The following is a 20885-nucleotide window of genomic DNA, read 5'->3' on the forward strand; positions in this document are numbered from 1 at the left end:
ACAGCCGAGCCCGACGGCTGTACGGCTAGACGGTCGCCGTCCCGCGCGGCCCCGTGAAGCGCTTCTTGATGCGGCGCAGCTTGCGCCGCACCTTGCGGTTCGCGGCGCGCAGGAAGGTCTCCGCCGGGGTCTCGCGCCAGCCCGGGTACGCCTTGGCCTCGCGGGGTTCGGCGAGGTAGACGCGGTCGGGGACGCCCGCCTTGCGGGAGCGGTAGTGCGGGTAGGCCAAGTAGAGCTTGGTGGCGCCCTTCTTGAGGACGGGCTTGGGCTCCCGCTTGTCCGCGATGAACCGGATGACGTCCTCCAGCAGATCCGGACGCTGCATCGCGACCAGTTCCAGCCGCAGCCGTTCGTGGACCTTGAGCCGCTGGGCCACGCCCTCGTTCCAGTGGGCGTCCATCAGGGGCCCGGCCAGTTCGAGCTTGGTGCGCCGGATCGTCTCGTCCTGGCGGAGGAAGACCGGCCCGAACTGCGGCAGCAGGGTGACCAGGAACGGACGGACCATCAGGACGTCCCGCTTGGGTCCCGGCGGCAGCATCCGCTCCAGCAGCCCCATCAGGGCGCGCGCGGAGTCGAAGCGCAGGGTGTAACTGCCGCTCTTCGTCACATGCTTGCCGTCGTCACGGCCGACGAGGTAGTAGCAGGTGTGGTCGGCGACGATGGAGACGCCGTCGGCCCGCAGATACGCCTCCATCGTGAACAGGGCGTCCTCGCCGGTCCACAGCGACTCGTCGAAGCGCATGCCGTGCCGCTCCAGCAGCTCCCGGCGGAACAACTTCTGGGCGCTCAGGGTGAATTTGATGTTGGAGGAGAAGACGTCCGTACGCTCGCGGTTGCGGCCCCACATGGACTTGGGCGCGTTGCGGTTGACGCCCTCCACCTTGCCGAGGACGACGTCCGTGCCGTTGCGGTCGGCCATGGCGACCATCCGCTCCAGGGCCTCGGGGCCGAGCCGGTCGTCGGCGTCGAGGAAGAAGACGAAACGGCCCGTGGCCTTGCCCAGGCCGACGTTGCGCGGGCCGCTGGGGCCGCCGCTGTTCTCCTGGCGGATGACGGTGACGGCCATGGGGGCGCGGGCGGCGAACTCCTCCAGGTACTCCCCCGTGCCGTCCTGCGAGCCGTCGTCCACGGCGATGACCTCGATGCGGTCCGGGTCCATGCTCTGCGCCTCGATCGAGGCCAGGCACTCGACCAGGTACGGCATCGCTTCGTACGCCCCGATGACGACCGTGACGTCAGGCTGCGCAAGGGTCATTTCTCCCCCTCAGCACGCAACGTTTCCCCCTAGGAAAGTTTCTTGATACCCGGTCAGACGGTCGAGGTCCTGAGCGGGTTGCCCTGGCCGCCGCACGTGTTGCACATCACAGTGTGCGCCAATGATTCGACCCCCGGAGAGCATTCTCCGGGGGCCAAATCTTTGGTAATGCGACGGTAACGCGACCGTCATCCGGTCAGCATCCGGTCAGCCGGCCGTCACCTCGTTCGCCAGCGCCGCGCCGCCTTCGGTACCGCCTTCGGGGGCGCTCTCGGGGGCGCCTTCCGCCGCGGCGGCGATCCGGGACTCCTGGCCGACGTTGCGGGCCTCGGCCTTGAGCGCGAGGTCGGCGATCGCGGTGTCGAACTGCTGGAGGGAGGTCGGCTCGTCGGGGCCGAGCAGGTACTGCTTCAGCGCCCTGCGGTCCTCGGCCAGCGTGTCGGCGGCCGGGTCGCGCACCGCGTCCAGCAGCCGGTCGAGCCCCTCGGCGGTGTTGTCGAGGATCACGGCCGCGCGCACCGCGGTGTTCTGCCGCCGGAACTCCTCCGCGCCCAGCTCCGCCGAGTCGGTGACCGCGTACGGCTTGCCGCTGGCGATGAAGTCGGAGACCACGCTGGAGATGTCCGAGACCATGCCCTCGGAGGCGTTGAAGCAGTCGTACAGCCGCGGTTCGGCGCCGGTGATCACCCGGTGCTCGAAGGACGGGAAGCTCCGCCAGTACGCCGCGTTCCACTCGGCGCGCAGCCGGGCGGCCTCCTCGTGCTTGCGCATGTCGACGATGCCGTCGCGGCTGGTCACCGCTTCGTCGGCCTTCTCGTCGAAGGACAGCGACAGCTCTTCGAGGCGGGCCTTGAGCCGGGTCAGCTCGGCCGCCGCCTTCGCCTGGCCGGCCGGGTCGGCCGTGAAGCGGGGGTCGGCGGCGCGCTGCTCGGCGGCCTTCTTGATCAGGGCGGTGATCCGGCGGTGCGCGGCGCCGGCCTTGGCGCTGCGGGTGCCGGTGAAGGGGTGCGGCTTGTAGAGCACCCGCACCGGGGGCTCGGCGGCGACCAGCTTCTTCACGATGTTCTCGCCGGCCAGCAGGATCGAGGTGTTGCCCGGGTTGTCGTCCCAGCCCTCCCAGGTGGGCGCGTACAGGATCGTGGGGATGCGGTCCCCGGGGGCGCCGCTCCAGGTCTCGATCGGCGCGAGCTGGGGGCGGCCGACCTCGACGATGTCCTCGTCGCGGATACCGACGTCGGCGATGGCGTAGCGGTCGCGGCCGGCCCGGCCGGCGGTCCACACCTCGTCGTACGCCTTGCTGAACGGGTTGACGCTGGCGAGCTTGTCGCTGTCGCCGTGGCCGATGAAGACGTGCTTCATGGTGGGGACGCGCAGCAGGTGGATGTTCTTGCCGACGTTCGCGGCGTACAGCGCGACCCGCACCGTGGACAGGTCCATGTTCATCAGGTGCACCCCTCCGGGCACGCAGATGACGGGGACCGTGGTGGGGGCCATGCGCTCCAGGACGGCGCGCTCGCGCAGGATGATCAGCGGCCGGGAGTCGATCTGCTCCATCGTCTCCAGCCACATGTTGACCTGGTAGGCGGAGTCCTTGGAGCCGGAGAAGTAGAGCACGGTCTCGGGGCGGTACTCGCGCAGCCAGGTGCTCACGACGGCCAGCACCTTGTCGGGCCTGGGCGGCAGCCGGCGGGCGCGCAGGTACGGCACCAGGGCGGCGACGTAGAGCAGGCCCAGGACGACGGTGACGGCCGTGCCCGCGTAGCCGGCGGCGTCGGAGCCGGTGGCCGCGTAGACGAGCAGGCCGACCACCGCGGCGAGGTCCAGGTGCAGCATCTTCAGGGCGGCCCGGGTCATCAGCCGGCGCGGCGGGGCGTCGGGCACGGTGAGCCGGGAGACCAGGTCGACGTTGCGGGTGACGACCGGCATCTGGCGGCGCTTGCCGATCAGCGTGACCAGGGCGCCGTGCGGGGCCTGGAGGCCGAAGAACAGCGCGAAGCAGGCGATCGCCGCGTAGAAGACCGGCTCGTCCGAGAGTTCGAGTCTGGCGAGGAGCAGGATCAGCAGCAGCTCACGGACCAGGAACCGGATGGGCAGCCCGACCCGGAGCCGGCTGAGCAGGCTGAGGAGGTAGGTGCCCTTGCGGTGGAGGTAGAGGTCCGCCAGGTACGTCACGGCGGCCGCGGCGGCGAAGGCGGGGATGCTCGGGACGAGCGCGGCCAGCATGAGGCAGGGGTAGCCCAGCATCATGAGAACCGCCGCGGCCAGCTCGGCCGCGCTGCCCACCCGGGCCACGCGAATAGCGGTGGATATCACGGAGAAACCTGCTCTGGGAGGGGTGCCGGTCATAGAAGCCCAAAAGTCCGGAAAATCCTTTGTGAAGGTTTCTGGAGTTTTACGGATTCAGGCCCCTGTGAATTCTCCGTAAACAGGGAGCCACAGGGGCCTGAATTTCAATGGCCTTTGAGGTTGATTATGCCATGCCATCCTGACGGTCGAGCACCGAGGCCAGCGCCTGCTCGAAGCCGGAGGCCTTGCCCGCGGGCGCGGTCGGGTCCTGCTGGCGGACGTCGATGACATGGCCCGTCAGCTCGGAGAGCAGCACGTCGAGGGAGGTCCGGGCGACCGCCTCGGAGGAGAGCAGGCTGCCCGCGGGTTCCTGTCCGAACGCCTTGGTCCGCATGGGTGTCGCGGTGCGCTCCGGGTTCACGCAGTTCACCCGGACGCCGTCCCCGGCCCATTCGTCGGAGAGCGCCTGGGTGAGATTCACCATGGCGGCCTTGGTGGAGGAGTAGAGGCTGTACTCGGCGCGGCCGCGGGTGTAGCTGCTGGAGGTGTACAGCAGGAGCTGGCCCTTGGTCTCGGCGAGGTACTTGTAGGCCGAACGGGCGATTTGCACCGGCGCGAGGTAATTGACCTTCAGCGCTTCCTCGATGGTCGCGTTGTCCGTCTCGGCGAGCTTGCCGATGCGCAGCACCCCGGCGGTGTTGACGACGTAGTCGATACGGCCGGTCTCGCTGTACGCCTTGGACAGCGCGTCGTCGACCTCCTCGGGGTTCTCGACGTGCGTGCCGGTGGTGGAGCGGCCCAGCGCGTAGACAGTGGCGCCGTAGGACTCGGCCAGCTCGGCGATGTCCTTGCCGATGCCGTAGGAGCCGCCGAAGACGACGACGGTCTTGCCGGTCAGCAGCTCGCGGTAGACCTCCTCGCCGTAGGGCTCGGGGGTGGCGGTGGAGGCGAGCTGGAACAGCTTGTCGGCGATGAAGACGTCGACCGGCTGGGTGACCTTCATGTTGTACTCGTCGCCCGCGACCACGTGGATCGGGACGTCCGGCAGGTACCTGAGGACGACCGAGCAGTCGTCGGTGGCCTGGAAGTTGGGGTCGCCGGCCGCGACCTCGTAGGCCCGGCGGATCGTCGACAGCTTGAACGCCTGCGGGGTCTGGCCGCGGCGCAGCCGGGAGCGGTCCGGGATCTCGGTGATGAACTCACCGTCCCCGCCGTGCGTCCGGGTGACGATGATGGTGTCGGCGGACGGAATGGCGACGTCGACGGCCTCGTAGCGCTCCAGCGCGGCCACGCAGTCGTCGATGACGCGCTGGGACAGCAGGGGCCGTACGGCGTCGTGGAAGAGGACGTTGAGGTCCTCGCCCTCGGCCAGGCCCTCGCCCAGCGCGCTGATGGCGCGCTCGGTCGTCTCGTTCCGGGTGGTGCCGCCCTCGATGATCCGGGAGACCTTGGTGAACCCCGCCTTGGCGACGATCTTCTCGATGTCGGGCACATAGCCCGGGGCCATCAGGACGATGACGTCGTCGACCGAGTCGGCCTTCTCGAAGGTGGTCAGGGTGTGCTCGATGACTGCCTTGCCTGCGATCTTCAGCAGTTGCTTGGGGATCGACAGACCCACACGCTGACCGGTACCGCCGGCCAGGATCACTGCGGTCGTACGGGGCTTGGCTATGTGCTGGGACACCAGAAGACCTACCTTGGGGCGACAGGGAACGGGGAAATGGTCCCACTTGCGGTTACCGCGATGCAAGGTGAGCGCCCTTCGCCGCATATGTGGGCGCCACCGCCCATTCACCTTGTTGTGAGTTACTCCACAGCGAACGGGTGACGCCTGAGCGTCACGGTACGCCCCGTACCGCACGTGATCGGCGGGGTCCTGTGCCCCCGTCCCGGTGAATCGCCCCCGGTCCGCCCGGGTCCCGGCCCCCGGCGCCGACCGCTCGAATGCATGTCGACGCCGTTGCGGATAAGTTTCGAATAAGAATCAGAGGACGCTGGGAATGGCCTGGGAATGGCCTCTGAATTCCCTACGAGAATTTCGCAGCACCCTCACACCCTGCGGACACCGGGTTTCCCGTCCGTCACCCGCAGCCTCGCGAGCGTGCGCGCGGTCGCATGCGGTTTCAGGACGGTGTCCACGACCCGTACCCGCGCGTCGACGGCGTCCTCGCGGACGTCGAAGAGGTGGTAGCCGCAGTGGGCGTCGATCAGCTTCCAGTGCGGGTTGTCGGCCTTCAGCGGGTCCCACTGGGCGTGGAAGGCGGCCTGGTCCCGGTCGCCGCCGCTGGAGACCGAGGTGCCGACGAACTCGGCGCCGACGGCCCGGGAGGCGGGGTCGGCGAAGTCGCGCTTCAGATCGCTGATCATCGTCAGATGCCGGTCGCCGCTGAGGACGACGGGGTTGCGGACCCGGGCCAGCTCGCCGAGCAGCGCGTTGCGCTCGGCCTGGTAGCCGTCCCAGGCGTCGTAGTACCAGCGCTTGCCCGGGCCGGGCAGCAGATCGGTCTCGGCCATCATGATCTGGGAGGCGATCAGGTTCCAGCGGGTGCCCGAGCCGTGCAGCGAGTCGAGCAGCCAGCGCTTCTGCCGGGCGCCGAGCATGGTGCGCCCGGGCTCCTGGGCGCCCTCCTGGCTCACCGCCTGGTCGCTGCGGTACTGCCGGGTGTCCAGCACGTTCAGCATGGCGAGCTGCCCGAACCGGAATCTGCGGTACATCTGGATGTGCGGACCGTTCGGGATCTGCGCCGCCCTCACCGGCATGTGCTCGTAGTACGCCTGGTAGGCCGCGGTCAGCCGGGCAGTGAAGGCGTCGTGCGGCTGGCTGCCCGGGTCCTGCGGGATCTCGCCGGCGAAGTCGTTGTCCACCTCGTGGTCGTCGAAGGTGACCACCCAGGGGGCGTGGGCGTGCATCCGCTGGAGATCGGGGTCGGTGCGGTACTGCGCGTACCGGTTGCGGTACTGGGTGAGCGTGTACGGCTCCCCGCGGCCCTCGTGCCGGCGCACGGCCGTCGCGGAGGGTGCCGACTCGTAGACGTAGTCCCCGACGAAGACGACGACGTCCGGGTCCTGGGCGTACATGTCGGCGTACGGGGTGAAGTGGCCGTGCTGCCAGTTCTGGCAGGAGGCGAGCGCGATCCGCACCGGGGACTGGATACCGAGGGGCAGGGGCGCGGTGCGGGTGCGGCCCACCCGGGAAAGCTGGCCGCCGGCCCGGAAGCGGTACCAGTGGACACGGCCGGGGCGCAGTCCCCGTACATCCACATGGACGCTGTGCCCGTACTCGGGCCGGGCCTGGGCGACGCCCCGGCGGACCACGGTGCTGAAGCGGGAGTCGATGGCGACCTCCCACTCGACCGGCACGGTCCGGTGGGGCATGCCGCCGCCGTTCAGCGGGTCGGGGGCCAGCCGGGTCCAGAGCACGACCCCGTCGTGCAGCGGGTCGCCGGATGCCACGCCGAGCGTGAACAGGCCGTCGGGCAGCGGGGTTTCGGCGGCGCGGGCGGTGGCGGGCAGCCAGAGCTGGGCGGAGGCGGCGGCACCGAGCACGGCGGCACCGGTGGTGAGCAGACGGCGGCGGTCGGGGGACGCGGTGCGGTTCGATCCGGCGGCCATCGGTGAACTCCCTTGCGTCGCAAGCGACTCGGACGCAAGAAAGGTGGCATGGGCATCCGGTCAGGGTGCTGAACGCAGAGCCGCGCATACATGACAAGGAAGAGGACATCGGAGAAGGACCCGCCGCGGGGGTCCCGCGACGGGTCCTTCAGTGCACCGGTGGAGGCGGGTCAGAAGGGCTCGAAGCCCTCGAACTCCTGGGCCGCCTCGTCGCGTTCGGCCTGCTTGTCGCGGCGCCGCTGGGTCGCGGGGCGCGGGGCGTCGAAGCGGTGGTCCTCACCGCGGCGGCCGAGCATCTCGGCGCCGGCCATCACGGTCGGCTCCCAGTCGAAGACGACCGCGTTGTCCTCGGGACCGATCGCGACGCCGTCGCCGGCCCGGGCGCCCGCCTTCATCAACTCCTCCTCCACACCGAGGCGGTTGAGCCGGTCGGCGAGATAGCCGACGGCCTCGTCGTTGTTGAAGTCGGTCTGGCGCACCCAGCGTTCGGGCTTCTCGCCCCGCACCCGGAACAGGCCGTCCTCCTCCAGGGTGACGGTGAACCCGGCGTCGTCCACGGCCTTGGGCCGGATGACGATCCGGGTCGCCTCCTCCTTGGGCTTGGCCGCCCGCGCCTTCGCGACCAGGTCGGCGAGTGCGAAGGACAGCTCCTTGAGCCCGGTGTGGGCCACGGCGGACACCTCGAAGACGCGGTAGCCGCGGGCCTCCAGGTCCGGGCGGACCATCTCCGCGAGGTCCTTGCCGTCCGGCACGTCGATCTTGTTCAGGACGACGATGCGGGGACGGTTGTCGAGGCCGCCGTACTCGCGCAGCTCGGCCTCGATGATGTCGAGGTCGGAGAGGGGGTCGCGGTCGGACTCCAGGGTCGCGGTGTCCAGGACGTGCACGAGGACGCTGCACCGCTCGACGTGCCGCAGGAACTCCAGGCCGAGGCCCTTGCCCTGGCTGGCGCCCGGGATGAGCCCGGGGACGTCGGCGATGGTGTAGACGGTGGAGCCCGCGGTGACCACGCCGAGGTTGGGGACGAGGGTGGTGAACGGATAGTCGGCGATCTTCGGCTTGGCGGCCGAGAGGACCGAGATCAGGGAGGACTTCCCGGCGCTCGGGTATCCGACCAGCGCCACGTCGGCGACGGTCTTCAGCTCCAGCACGATGTCCTGGAGGTCGCCCGGCACACCGAGCAGCGCGAAACCGGGCGCCTTGCGGCGGGCGGAGGCGAGCGCGGCGTTGCCCAGACCGCCGCGGCCGCCCTGGGCGGCGACGAAGGAGGTGCCGTGTCCGACGAGGTCGGCGAGCACGTTGCCGGCCCTGTCCAGGACGACGGTGCCGTCCGGCACGGGCAGCACCAGGTCCTGGCCGTCCTTGCCGGAGCGGTTGCCGCCCTCGCCCGGCTTGCCGTTGGTGGCCTTGCGGTGCGGGGAGTGGTGGTACTCGAGCAGAGTGGTGACCGACTGGTCGACGGTGAGGATCACATCGCCGCCGCGGCCGCCGTTGCCCCCGTCGGGGCCGCCGAGCGGCTTGAACTTCTCACGGTGGACGGAGGCACAGCCGTGACCTCCGTTACCCGCGGCGACATGCAGTTCGACGCGGTCCACGAAGGTGGTCATGGTGGGTGCCTCCAGCACTGCGAAATGTATGGAACTGTCTCTTGCGTAACACGCGAAAGGCGGACCCGCCTTCCCGGAAGGGAAGTGAGGTCCGCCTCGCGAAGTGTTCGGTCGAGCCGTGAATCAGATGATTCAGGCGACCGGAACGATGTTCACGACCTTGCGGCCACGGTGGGTACCGAACTCCACCGCGCCCGGCAGCAGCGCGAACAGCGTGTCGTCGCCGCCACGGCCGACGCCGGCGCCCGGGTGGAAGTGGGTGCCACGCTGGCGGACCAGGATCTCACCCGCGTTGACGACCTGACCGCCGAAGCGCTTCACGCCGAGCCGCTGGGCATTCGAGTCGCGACCGTTCCGGGTGGACGATGCGCCCTTCTTGTGTGCCATGTCTCCTCAGTCCCTTACTTCGCAGCCGCGGGGATCTCAGTGACCTTGATCGCCGTGTACTGCTGGCGGTGGCCCTGACGACGGCGGTAGCCGGTCTTGTTCTTGTAGCGAAGGATGTCGATCTTCACACCCTTGTGGTGGTCCACGACCTCGGCCTGGACCTTGATGCCGGCCAGCACCCACGGGTCGCTGGTCACAGCGTCGCCGTCGACAACGAGCAGGGTCGAGAGCTCGACCGTGTCGCCAACCTTGGCGGTGGAAATCTTGTCAACCTCAACGATGTCGCCGACAGCAACCTTGTGCTGGCGACCACCGCTGCGCACGATGGCGTACACGCGGATCTCACTCTCTCGCTCGGGAACGGCACCCCCGCAGTCCAGTCACCCGGGACGAACACGGGCAACCTCTCCCGGTCACCGGGAACCGGCATCCAGGAGGAAGAGGTTTACGGGGATGTGGCGTGCCTAGGAAACACGCCGACGGTCAAGGCTACGGGGCCCGGCTCGATGAATCAAACCGGGCCCTGCGCACCTGCCTGACCTGCCTACCGCTCGGGGTCGCCGAAGCGGTACAGGCCCACCTCCACGCCGCGCTGCCGGGCGAAGTCGGCGACGCCCTCGACCGCGGCCTTCAGCGCGCCGGCCAGCCGGTCCAGCTCCGGCACGCGCCGCTCCCGGTCGGGCGCGGCTTCCACCGCCCGCCAGGCGGCGCGGTACGCCTCCTCCAGCGGACCGACCCGCTCGTCGTAGTCGACGATCCCGTCGAGCGTGAGGCCGGGCCGGCGGCTCCGCGCGGCCAGGTCGAGCTGAGCGGTGACCGAGATCAGGTCGCCCACGAGCTTCACGTGGGCCGCGCCGATCTTCCGGCTCAGCAGGATCTCGGCCAGCACGGCGTTGGCGTGCTCCTCACCGTCGAGCATCAGCCCCCCATCTCTCTCGCCATACGGGCGAGTCTCGCAGCTCCGGCCCGGCCCGCGGGTATGTCGACCCCGCCCTCCCGCAGAATGCCGACGCAGTACGTCACACAGCTGTTGGAACCGTAGCTGTACGGACCGAGATCCGCGTTGAGGGACTTGAGCTGGGCCTTGATGGCGCCACGGGCGTTGGGCAGCCGGAACGTGAGCTGCTTGGTGTTCGGCCCCGCCGCCTCGCTCACCACCTGCGCCGACGTGTCGTAGCCGGTGTAGTCCTCCACGCCCGCGGGGGCGTCGATGACCTGCTCGGTCTCCAGCGGGGCGCGGCCGTCGTCCAGCTCCACCTTGATCGTGGCGTGCCCGGCGTCGTCGTCCCAGGTGACGGTCGCGGTGCCGTCGCAGTTGTGCACGAGCAGCGGCGTGGCGCCGGCCAGGACGTAGTACGCGTGGATCCCGGTGATCGTCAGGTCGTGGGTGCGCTGGTGCCGGTCGAAGTGGCGGTTGGCGACCAGTTCGACCTCGGTGCCCGACGGGGTGTGCAGGGTCATGCCCGGCTTCAGGTCACCGGCCTTGATCCACGCCTGCTCGGACTCCACCCAGAAGGGGTGCGTGACCGTGGCGACGAGCGTGTCCTTCTGCCCCGAGGCGACCTTCACCGTCAGGTCCGAGAAGTGCTTGTCGTCCTCGGTGACGATGGTCCCGGCGACCTCGCGGACCGTCGTCTTGGAACTCTTCCGGGCGGTCGTGACGACCTTGTCGCCCGGCTTCACCTTCTCGATGGGCTTGGTGGTGCCGTCGGCGAGCAGGACCTTCGTGCCGGGCAGGAAGCTGTGGCACTCGGGTTCCTCAGCGGTCTTCTTGCGTTTCTTGAGGGCCTCGGCCGCCTTCTTCCGGGCGTCCGCCAGTTTGTCCGTGGCCTTGGCGAGCCCGGCTCTGGCCTTGCCGACCGCCTTGTTCGCCTTCCAGAGGGACTTGGCCCCGCCGATGAGATCCCCGACCAGGCCGGTGACCCGCTTGGCCAGCTTGATGCCCTTGGCCCAGTTCCACGGGGCGCCGTACTTGGCGAGGATCTTGCCGGCCAGGCCGCCCGCGAAGCTGCCCGCGATGTTGAGCAGGGTCTCGCCGCAGGCACCGACGTCACCGGTGGAGATGCAGTCCAGGGCCGCGTCCACGCCGAGGATGTCCCGGGCGATCTTGACGAGGGCCTTACCCGCCGACTTGATGCGCTGCTTGGCCGCCGACTGCTGGCCCTGAGCCTGGGTGACGTTCCGGGATGCCTGATCGACGTCCGACTGGGCCTTCTCGGTCTCGGTCTTCGGGAAGTACGGCACACCCCCGCGGCACTCGATCAACCCCTCCCGGCACTCCGGAATGATCATGCCGCTCGGGTCAGCGTGCGTGACTGGGGAGTTGTTGGCGTACGCGTACCCGTTGATCTGCTGGGGCTGGGTGTAGTCGATGACCGGGTCGACCGAGATGAACTTGCCGATCGCGGCGTCGTACTCACGCGCCCCGAGATGGATCAGCCCGGTGGAAGCGTCGACGGTGCCGCCGACGTAGCCCTTCTCCCCCGGCCAGACGCCGGTCTTCGCGCCCCGCTCGACTCCGAAGGGATCGAAGCGGCGCTGACTGACCGCGCCGGTCGCGGAGTCGATCGCCAGCTCGCCGGTGCCGTGGTGGTCGGAGGCGATGAAGGAGACCTTGCCCGTGGTGCGGACGGCGACGGCCTGCCCGGCGTAGTCGTAGTACCGGGTCGCCTCCGTCTTGGTGCCGTCGGCCGACAGTTTCAGCTCGGTGCCGGGCAGGTAGACCGTCGTTCCGGTGGGGTCCTTGCGGACGAGCCGGTTGCCGGAGCCGTCGTAGAGGTACGTCGTCTTCGAGCCGCTCGCCTCGGTGACCTCGCTGAGCTTGCCCTGGTCGTTCCAGAGCAGGTCCTGGGCGTCGCCTCCGATCGTGCGCCGGGTGGTGTTCCCGGCGTCGTCGTACTCGTACGCCGACTGCCGATCACCGGTGGGCGTCTTCTCCGTGACCTTGGTGACCTGGTGCGGGCCGTCGCCCTTGACGCCCGCACCGCCGTACTCGTAACCGCGGGTGATGTTCTTCGCCGTGTCGAGGCCGGTGTCGTGGACGGTCTCGGAGACCCGATTGCCGATGGCGTCCGTCTCGTACGACTTCCAGTACGGCGCCGGTCCGCCGAGCGCGCTAGTCCCGGCGGCGGAGTCACAGGCTGTGGGACCGCCGCCCTCCACCGGCACGGTCGAGCCACGAGTACCCGATCCGGCCGCACCGGCCGCGGTGGCGGTCGGCGTCCAGGCGTCCTGGAGCCGCTGCCGGGCGTCGTAGGCGAAGCACTGCACGTCCGGGACGGCGGAGTTCGCCGTGTCCGCGATAGACAGGACATTGCCCGCCTGGTCGTAGGAGTAACGCGCGTCCTTCGCCGGGGCGGTGGCGCCGTAGACGTCGGTCACCGAACGGGTCAGCCGGTCGGTGCCCTTCTCGTAGTTGTAGGTCTGCCAGACCTTCTTGCCGCTGCCCGTGGACAGTTCGAGCTGCTGCACGAGGCTCTTGCCGGAGTACACGGTGTTCGTGACGTACGGCGTGGAGCCCGTCATCGTCATCGGCCGCTGGAGGCCGTCGTAGGTGTAGGTCAGGGCCTCCGCCGGCAGACCCCCCACCGCGGGCAGACCGGCGCTCTGGACGGTGCCGTCACGGTTGTACGTCGTGGTGTAGACGTGCGTGCCGGCGAGGGAGCCCTGCGAGGCGGGGATCTGGTAGGCGGTCTTGAGCGGGCGGTAGAACTCGTCCATCGACTGGACGGCGGTGGCGAAGTACTCCGTCGGCGAGAGGTAGCTCAGGAAGCCGTACGCCTGGCCGAGCCAGCCCGCCTTGTCGTACCGGGTCTCGGTCAGCCTGGTGCCGGTGCCTGCGTCGCCCTGCCAGGTGGAGACCACGCGGCCGAGCTTGTCGTAGACCGTGGACGTCTTCTTGTCACGGCCGTCCCACACGGCGACGGGGCGGTCCAGCTCGTCGTACTCGGTGCGTGACGTGCCCGCGTCCGGATCGACCGCCTTCCGCTGCCGGCCCAGTTGGTCGTACTCGTAGCGCCACACGTTGTTCTTGGCGTCGGTGACCGTCTCCAGCAGGCCCCGGGTGGTGTACGTGTACTTCGTGGCGTCGTAGGGCACGCCCACGCCCGGTGCGGAGCCGCGGTAGTGGCGGATCTCCGCGACGTTGCCCTGCCCGTTCGTGACCGTCGTGGTGGGCACGCCGCCCACCGGCGGGTCGACATGGGTCAGTTCACCGTCGTACGAGGTCTTCGTGCGCCACTGCTCGGCGCCCGAGACCGCGAAGATCTGGGCCGTCGTGCGGCCCAGGCCGTCGTACTCCAGCAGACTCTGCGCGCCGACCTGGCCGTTGCTGACGAGCAGCAGTTCGTCCGAGGCCGCGCCGGAGGCGTTGTACGTGGCGTTGGTCTTGCGGACGTTGCCCGTCCCGTCGTACCAGGTGTCCGCGACCATCCGGGTGCCGTCCGGGCCCTCGGTCTGGATCTGGCGGGCGCGCAGCATGCTGTCGTAGAGCTGGTACTCGGCGCCGTAGGAGCCGTCGTTCTCGATCTTCTCGGTCTTGATCGAGGTGACCTTGTCCTTGCGGACGGTGTACCCGTACTTGATGCTCGGCGTCTGCGTGGACGCGCGGTCCGGGAGCCAGACCGAGGTCAGGCGGCCCATCGCGTCGTAGGCGAGGTCGGTGCGCTTGCCGTTCGGATCGGTCTGGCCCTTGGACATGCCCCAGGCGGGGGCGTAGTCGGTGACGGTCGCGTGGCCGAGGGCGTTGGTGACCGTCGTCTTCGTCAGCAGACCGTTGGTCTCGGCGTAGACGGTCTTGGTCTCGTCCGTCGTGCCGATCTGCTTGGCGTCCTTCTGCGTCAGCGGACGGCCGTACGCGTCGTACGTGGTGGCGCCGGTGACCTGGTACGTGCCCGTCGTCCCGTTGTGCGAGGTCAGCCGCTCGGTCTTCGTCGCGTCACCCTTGGTGGGCGCGGCGCCGAAGGCGAGGTTGTCGTACGAGGTGCGCTCGTCCGCCAGGACCTGTGTCTTGCGGTCCGGCGTGGCCGAGCACTTGACCGACACGGCCTCACTGCGCGCGGGCAGCGACAGGATGTTCTTCGCCGTGTTGTCCGCGTAGGTGGTGCGGGTGCAGGTGTCGTCCTTGGCGGTGGAGACATCGCCCAGGTCGTCCACCGTCAGCACCCGGCCGGTGCCGTTGGACGTGTCGTACGACGTCGTGGACTTCGTCTCCAGCCAACTGCCGTCCGACTGGAGGTTGAAGCCGCGGCCGGTCTGGCCCCGGACGATCACCGCACGGGTGGTGCCCCAACTGCGCGTCTGGGTCGCGGAGTAGTGCTTCCACGGGGTCTGGATGCTCTTGGAGATCAGCTTGGTGCCGTCGTAGGTGGCGGCTTCGAGCTGGTGCCCCGTGAACTCCTCGTCGTCGGTGTACTCGGCGCCCGTGGAGTCCTTGACCTTCACCGAACGGGTGCCGCCGTCGGGGTCCTTGTCGCCGTCCATGCCCTGCATGAACGTGTAGTCGACACGGGTCTTCTGGACGTCCGAGGTGCCGCTGGTGACCTTGACCTTGCCGTAGCCCTGCCAGCCGCCCCAGGTCAGGTACTTGGCGTCGGTGATGCCGTCCGGCTTCGCCTTCCGCCAGGCCGCGTCACCCTGATAGTCGTAGCGGGTGACCATCGAGTCGCTGCCGCCCGTGCGGTCCGTCTCGATGACCGCGGACACCACGTACTTGTGGAACCAGTCCGTGATCGGCTCGACATAGCCCGGCGGGGCCCACTTCACCGGATAGCAGCGCTTGGTCGACTCACCCGGCTTGGGCAGGCTCGCCTTCGTGCAGTCGGTGGCCGCGTACGTGACATCGAGTTGCGCGCCCGTCTCGCTGAGCACCATCGAGAGACGGAAGCGGTGGAACGGCGCGATGTTGTCGCCGATCGCGTCGACCCGGTTGGCGAGCTGCTCGCCGAACAGGTCCACGGACGGCAGCTTCACCGCCGGCGTTCCCGCGCGGCCCTCGTGCTCGATCTTCGACAGCCACAGCGTCTTGGAGTCGTCGCCGTTGTCGGTGAAGAGATGTGTGAACAGCCACGCGTCCACGTCCGAGTAGGACGTCGCGTCCTTGCGCATCTGCGTCACGACCGAGGTGAGGCGCTTGGTGGTGAAGAACGTCTGCACCGGCGACGTGCACTTCGTGCCGGACTTGCACTCCTGGTCGACCGGGACGTCCGGCCACTTCGCGGCGTTCGCCTTCGTGCGCTTGCTCTCCGCACAGTCGAAGTCCGCGGTGGGCAGGCAGCGTTCGGCCGTGTCGAACACGATCCGCGCCGGCGCCTTCGCCGCGTACACCTGACCGTCACGCTGACCGTAGTCGATCCGCTTCAGCCAGCCGCCACGGTCGTACGACGTCCCGTTGACGTCCGTCTTGCCGTTCAGGGCATAGAAGTTGGTCTCACGGTCGTAGAAGTAGGACATCACGTTGCCGTGCGTGTCCTTGACGTAGTCCAGACTCCAGCGCCACGCCTGCTTGCAATGCGCGCTGGTGAAGGTCGAGTTGTAGCAGGGCTCGCCCGAGTCGTCGCCGAACACGGGGGCGGTCCAGACCGAGTTGGTCTCCTCGTTGCCCGACGCCCAGCCCGGGAGGCGGTTGAGACCGAACCAGTACTCGGTGCCGTCGGACGTGGTGATCTTCCAGTGCTCGCCCTTGTCGTCGGCGCTGCCCTCGTCGCCGTTCGTGGCACCGGTCAGCCGCTCGACCTTGGAGCCGTCGTCGGAGGACATGTGCCATTTGCCGGTGGTGTCGTCCTTGACCAGTTCGCCGGCCGAGCCGTTGAGCATGACGGTGGCGTTCTCGAACGCCCAGCATTGCTCACCGGAGTTGTCGTGGCCGTCGTCCGAACAGGGCTTGTAGCGGCGCTCGATGTAACCAGGGTCGTAGGAGAAGCCCTCACCGATCCAGGAGCCCTGGTTGTTGGTGGCCGACGTGCGGCCGTCCGCCGACTGGGAGGAGTAGCCGAGGCCGACGGTCGGCGTCAGACCGCCCGGCGTCGGCACCGAACGGAAAGGATAGTTCCAGTTGAAGGCGCCGGAGGAGGTGGCGACGCTCCAACTGGAGGAGGGGGCGAGCGCCGTCGCCTTGTAGGTGCCCTGCGCGCCGGACGGTCCGGCCGCGACCGCGACCAGGGAGGCCGTGGCGCCCGCCATGGTGGAGACGCCCTCGGCGGAGGCCGGGGCGGCGGTCACGTCGGCGGAGAGGGTGCCCGTCTCGACGTCGTTGACCGTCGGCAGCACCTTGGGCTGCTCGGGGCAGTCCTTGCTGCCGGGCTGGGCGATCGTGGCACAGGCGGGGAGCCGGACCAGCCGCAGACGGGAGCCGTAGGAGCCGCCGAAGCCCTCGGCGAACTCCGAGTAGTCGACGGTCAGGCGTACCGTGCCGGCCCGGTCCGCGCCGTCCGCGCGCTGGACACCGAGGAGTGCGCCGGCGCCGAGCTTCGCGGCGCGGGCCGGGTCGAGGACGTCGACCCGGACCTTGCCGACCGGCTGCGCGGCCTTGGCCTCCGCCTTTGCCTTGGTCCCTGCCTTCGTCTTCGTCTTCGTCTTCGTCTGAGCCTCGGTGACCGTGACCGGCAGGCCGCCGGCCTCCGCGGTGGCGCCGATCTTCAGTTCGGTGCCGCCTTGCCTGGGCCACACCGCCTTGTCGAGGCCCTTGACCGCGGCCTTGCGCGCCGGGTCGGAGGGGCGGGACTTCGCTTTCGCCGAGGACCCCTTGGCAGGATCCCCGTCGTCCTGGACACCGGGGCGGCTGGTGCGGCCCCGGTTCCCGTCGTCGAGCGCCAATGCCTGGACCGAGGACGCGGACAGCGCGAGCGTGAGCCCGAGCACTGTCGCGGCCAACGCCGGTCGGGGCATGCGGCGGCTCAATGAGCGGCCACGGAGGAACATCCGTCAACTTCCTGATCGTAGGGAGGAGATGAGGAGAGGAGGTGAGGAGGTGAGGAGAGGGAGGGAGAGAGCGGGGACAGATGTGCCGGGCCTTGAAGGGGCCCGGCACACCTGTTCATTGACGATCCGTCACATGTCCGGTACGGCCGTCAGTGCGGCCATCTGCTGCACCGCGATCGCGTCCGCCGCACCGCTGTAGACGCGGACCTCGTCGATGGCGCCGGCGAAGTACTCGCTCGCGCCGCGCAGCGAACGGCCCACCTGGAGACCGCCCGTGGCGGACCACAGGGTCGTGTCCTTGCCGTAGGCACCGGCGACGAGCTGCCCCTCGACGTACAGCCGGAGGGAGTTGGCGAAGGCGTCGTAGACCACCGCGAGGTGCTGCCCGGAGCCGCCGGTGTCGGGCAGTGCCTGGTCGTCGGTGAAGGTGACGATCTCGGGTGCAGCGACGTCCGTCTTGGCGACCGCCAGCTCCCACTGGCCGGTGGCGGCCTGGTAACGCACCTGGAGACGGTTGGCGTTGGCGCCCGGCAGGGACAGCACCGTCTGCGACTTCTCCGGGTCCAGCGAGGTGAGCTGGGCGCGGGCGGTCACCGTGAAGCTGCTGTTGCCGGGGACCGGGGCGGTGGCGGTGGACGCGTAGTCCCCGTCGCCGTCCAGGACCAGGTTGCCGTCGCCGACCAGGGCGGCGGTGTCGAACAGCGGGTCGGCAGGGCGGTAGATGGAGGCGTTGCCCGCGAGGGTCAGCGCCTGCCCGCCGCCGGTGTCCGCCGAGGCGCCGCCGGTGGCGTCGTCGAGCTGCCAGTAGCCCTTGCGCAGCGGCTTGACCGTCATCAGCTCGGCCACCTGGGTGGACGGCAGGACCCGGTCGAAGACGCGGACCTCGGCGAGGTCACCGGTGAAGTGGTCGCGGTAGCCGCTCTTGGCCGTGGACCGGCCGATCTGGAGCGGACCGTACGACTTCCAGGCCGAACGCCGGGCGGACGAGCCCTTCAGGTCCTTGTTGACGTAGAGCTGGAGCTGCGGGCCGCCGGCCTTCTGGGCGTCGTAGACGCCGGTCAGCAGCACCCACTGGTCCTTGACCGGGGTGACGCCGGTGGAGACAGCCTTCCACTCACCGAGCGAGTCCACGTCGTCGACCGGGACGGAGAACTTCCAGGTCCCCGCGGACGCGTCGTAGCCGAGGGTGAAACCGGGCTCGCCGGTGCCGTCCTGACTGACGACCGCCATGTTCCTGCCCAGCGAGGTGGGCCGCACCCAGGCGCTGACGCTGAAGCTCTTCGACGTGTCGAGCACGGTCTCGCTCGCGTCGAGGTAGGACTCCGAACTGCCGTCGAAACGCGCCGCCTTGTCGACCTTGCCGCCGGGTCCCTCCGCACCGAAGGTGACGGCGGTACCGGCGGTCGCCGAGAACTGGCCGCCCTCGTCGTGCGCCTCGGTGTCCCCGGCCGGGTCGGCCAGGTTCCACTGGGCGACGACCGGCTTGCCCTCGCTGACCAGGAAGTCGTAGAGGGTGCTGCTGGCGTGGGTGGCCTTGTCGATCGCGACGACTTCGAGCACCTGGCGCCCGGCACGGGTCGGCATCCACTGCACGGAGACCGAACCGCCCGGCTTGGACGGGGTGAGGGTGGTCATCGCGGCGCCGTTGAAGGAGTACTGGTACTTCACGACGTCGGTGTCCGGGATGGAGTCGTTCGGGTTCGGCGCGATGGAGAAGGTGCCGTAGGTGCCGACGCCGTCGTGGTAGACGGTGTCCGACGGGTACTGCTTCGACAGGACGAGCGGCTTGCCCGGCCAGGTCTTGTCGTAGGTGAACTCGCAGCGCTGCGGGGTGTCGCCGTCGTAGCTCCATGGGCCGTAGCCGTCACCGTCGTAGGCGCGGGCGCTCCAGTAGATGGTGGTGTTCTGCGGGATCGACGACTTCACGGTGTGCGTGAACTTGGTGCCGGTCGTCGGGGAGAGCCAGTCGGGGGTGAGATACGTGTACGAACCGGGTTTGGTCCCGCCCCACTCGACCTTGAACTCGACCTTGACCTTGTCGGTCTGGCCGTTGCCGTGATCGGGGTCGCTCGCGATGGCCTGGAGCTTCGGCGGCACGTCGGTGGTGGCCCGGTTGGCGCCCCACTTGCAGACGCCGCCGGGGTCCGTGGACATGTCCGACGTCTTGATCTGGCGCGGGAGGTTGTTGTACTTCACCGACAGATACGCGTTGCCGCAGATCCGCTTCCACTCCGCGAACCGCGACTCGTCGGCGGCGCGCAGACCCAGCGTCATGCTGTTCCAGCCGCCCGACGCGGCCGTCTTGATCTCACTGGTCAGCTCACCGCTCGCGCCGCTCTCGAAGTGCAGGTTGGCCTGGCTGGAGCAGGAGGTCGGCGAGATCGCCTTGTCGACGGTCTGGAGGTAGTCGTCCCAGTCGTCCTTGGTGTTCGACCAGTTGCTGGACGACGAGAGGCTGTAGTTGGCGCCGCCGATCCGGTAGAGCTGGATGGGCTCGGCGGTCGGGGAGGCGCTGTAGATGTGCTCGACGCGCGCCGAGAACGTCGCGCCCAGGATCTGCTTCCCCTTGTAGAAGGACAGCGGCATCGTGAACATCACGCGACGCACGCCGACACCATTGCAGGACACCGGGTTGTAGTCCGTCGGGCACTTACCGACGCCCGCGCTGCCCGAGTACTTCCAGTCCTGCTCGCTCGGCATCCCCGACATGACGCCGGTCCACGAAGTACGCGAAGTGGTGCGCTGGATCGGGTCGATGACGACGGGGAAGACCGTGCCCTCGCCCTGGAGCAGCTTCTGATCGGGGACGAGGGTGAGCTTGTCCTTGCCGACCTCGACGCCGAGGGGGGCCACGCGGCCGCCGCCGCCCGGGCCTTCGAGGGCGGGTTCCGGAGCGGCCTGGGGACCGGAAGTCGTGGAGACGGCGGCGGACTTCAGCGCCTTGGCGACGGCCTTCGGACCCTGCTTCCTCGAAGCGGACTCCTCGACCGCGGCCGAGTCCCACATCGCCGGCTTGCCCGCCTCGAACACCGTGCCGCCGACCACCGCGTCCTCCGCGACGATCGCGCCCGTGGCATCCTCGGCGACCTTCAGACCGTCCGTATTCATCCCCAGATCGACCTTGGCCAGCCGCGAATCCGCCGCCGCCTCGGGCGTCTTGACCACCAGCAGATGACCGAACCCGTCCGCCTCCGCACGGACGGTCAGATCGACGCCGGGCAGGACCTCGGCGTAGGTGGCGGTGTCGCCGTCGACCTTCGGTGCGGGCAGGTCCCCGTACGGCCAGGTCAGCGCGAACTCCCGGCCCGCCCGCCGCATCGTCACGAACGGCTCGCCCGCCTCACCGCCGGAGAAGGCGAGGTCGACGGTCGCGGCCTTCGGGCCCCAACTGCCGTCGGGGTGCTCGACCAGCGTGGCGTCCACGTCGACCCACTTGCCGGACCGCACGGTACGGACGGGTTCGGTGTACTCGCGGGCGGTGAAGGTGCCGTCGGGCTCGGCGAAGATCTCCCTGCGCTCGGTGCGCAGTCCGACGACCTCCTTGCGCTTGCCGCTGTCCTTGGCGGCGGCGAGGGCCTGCTGCTCGGTCACCAGCGGCTGATCGGCGGCGACCGGCGCGGGGCCGTCCTGGCCGGCGCCGTACGGGAGGGCCGCCGCACCGGCCACCACCGCGCCGGTGACGACCGCGGCGACGGCGGCACGCAGCACGAGGCCGCGCCGGATCGGTCGCCGTATCGGTCTGTGTCTGTCTGCGGACACGGGTCCACTCTCCAGTCGGTTCATGTCTGTCTCACGAGGGCGGGGGCACGGCACGGCCACCG

At 69.4% G+C, this 20885-nt stretch carries 10 protein-coding genes; all 10 read right to left on the bottom strand.

Annotated features, from left to right (window positions below; translation table 11 throughout):
- Positions 1-25: 25 nt before the first annotated feature.
- Entirely contained in the window at positions 26-1255 is a 1230-nt protein-coding gene (locus AFM16_RS13650; RefSeq protein ID WP_030779384.1) for a glycosyltransferase family 2 protein, read from the bottom strand.
- Positions 1256-1462: 207 nt separating this feature from the next.
- The gene (locus AFM16_RS13655) at positions 1463-3568 is read right to left on the bottom strand and encodes a CDP-glycerol glycerophosphotransferase family protein (RefSeq protein WP_245177692.1); all 2106 of its coding nucleotides are present in this window, start codon (positions 3566-3568) and stop codon (positions 1463-1465) included.
- 157 nt (positions 3569-3725) lie between these two features.
- Positions 3726-5225, bottom strand: a complete 1500-nt coding sequence (locus tag AFM16_RS13660; RefSeq protein ID WP_078633470.1) for a bifunctional cytidylyltransferase/SDR family oxidoreductase — start codon at positions 5223-5225, stop codon at positions 3726-3728.
- 365 nt (positions 5226-5590) lie between these two features.
- Positions 5591-7153, bottom strand: coding sequence for an alkaline phosphatase D family protein (locus AFM16_RS13665; protein WP_078633471.1), 1563 nt, complete (start codon positions 7151-7153; stop codon positions 5591-5593).
- 170 nt (positions 7154-7323) lie between these two features.
- Positions 7324-8760: a GTPase ObgE gene (obgE, locus tag AFM16_RS13670; RefSeq protein ID WP_030779396.1), complete on the bottom strand. Its 1437-nt coding sequence runs from the start codon at positions 8758-8760 to the stop codon at positions 7324-7326.
- A 132-nt stretch (positions 8761-8892) separates the two neighbouring features.
- Positions 8893-9147: a 50S ribosomal protein L27 gene (rpmA, locus tag AFM16_RS13675; RefSeq protein WP_030779398.1), complete on the bottom strand. Its 255-nt coding sequence runs from the start codon at positions 9145-9147 to the stop codon at positions 8893-8895.
- Between the two features lie 14 nt (positions 9148-9161).
- Complete coding sequence (rplU, locus tag AFM16_RS13680) at positions 9162-9482, bottom strand: 50S ribosomal protein L21 (RefSeq protein ID WP_007381993.1); 321 nt, start codon at positions 9480-9482, stop codon at positions 9162-9164.
- Positions 9483-9691: 209 nt separating this feature from the next.
- Positions 9692-10066: a hypothetical protein gene (locus tag AFM16_RS13685; RefSeq protein WP_078633472.1), complete on the bottom strand. Its 375-nt coding sequence runs from the start codon at positions 10064-10066 to the stop codon at positions 9692-9694.
- Positions 10066-17031: an RHS repeat-associated core domain-containing protein gene (locus AFM16_RS13690; protein ID WP_209313222.1), complete on the bottom strand. Its 6966-nt coding sequence runs from the start codon at positions 17029-17031 to the stop codon at positions 10066-10068. Before AFM16_RS13690 ends, AFM16_RS13685 begins: the two co-directional genes overlap by 1 nt.
- 162 nt (positions 17032-17193) lie before the next feature.
- Entirely contained in the window at positions 17194-20823 is a 3630-nt protein-coding gene (locus tag AFM16_RS13695; RefSeq protein WP_143648356.1) for a LamG domain-containing protein, read from the bottom strand.
- Between the last annotated feature and the right edge of the window lie 62 nt (positions 20824-20885).

The sequence above is a fragment of the Streptomyces antibioticus genome (assembly GCF_002019855.1).
In the GTDB taxonomy this organism is placed as follows: domain Bacteria; phylum Actinomycetota; class Actinomycetes; order Streptomycetales; family Streptomycetaceae; genus Streptomyces; species Streptomyces antibioticus_B.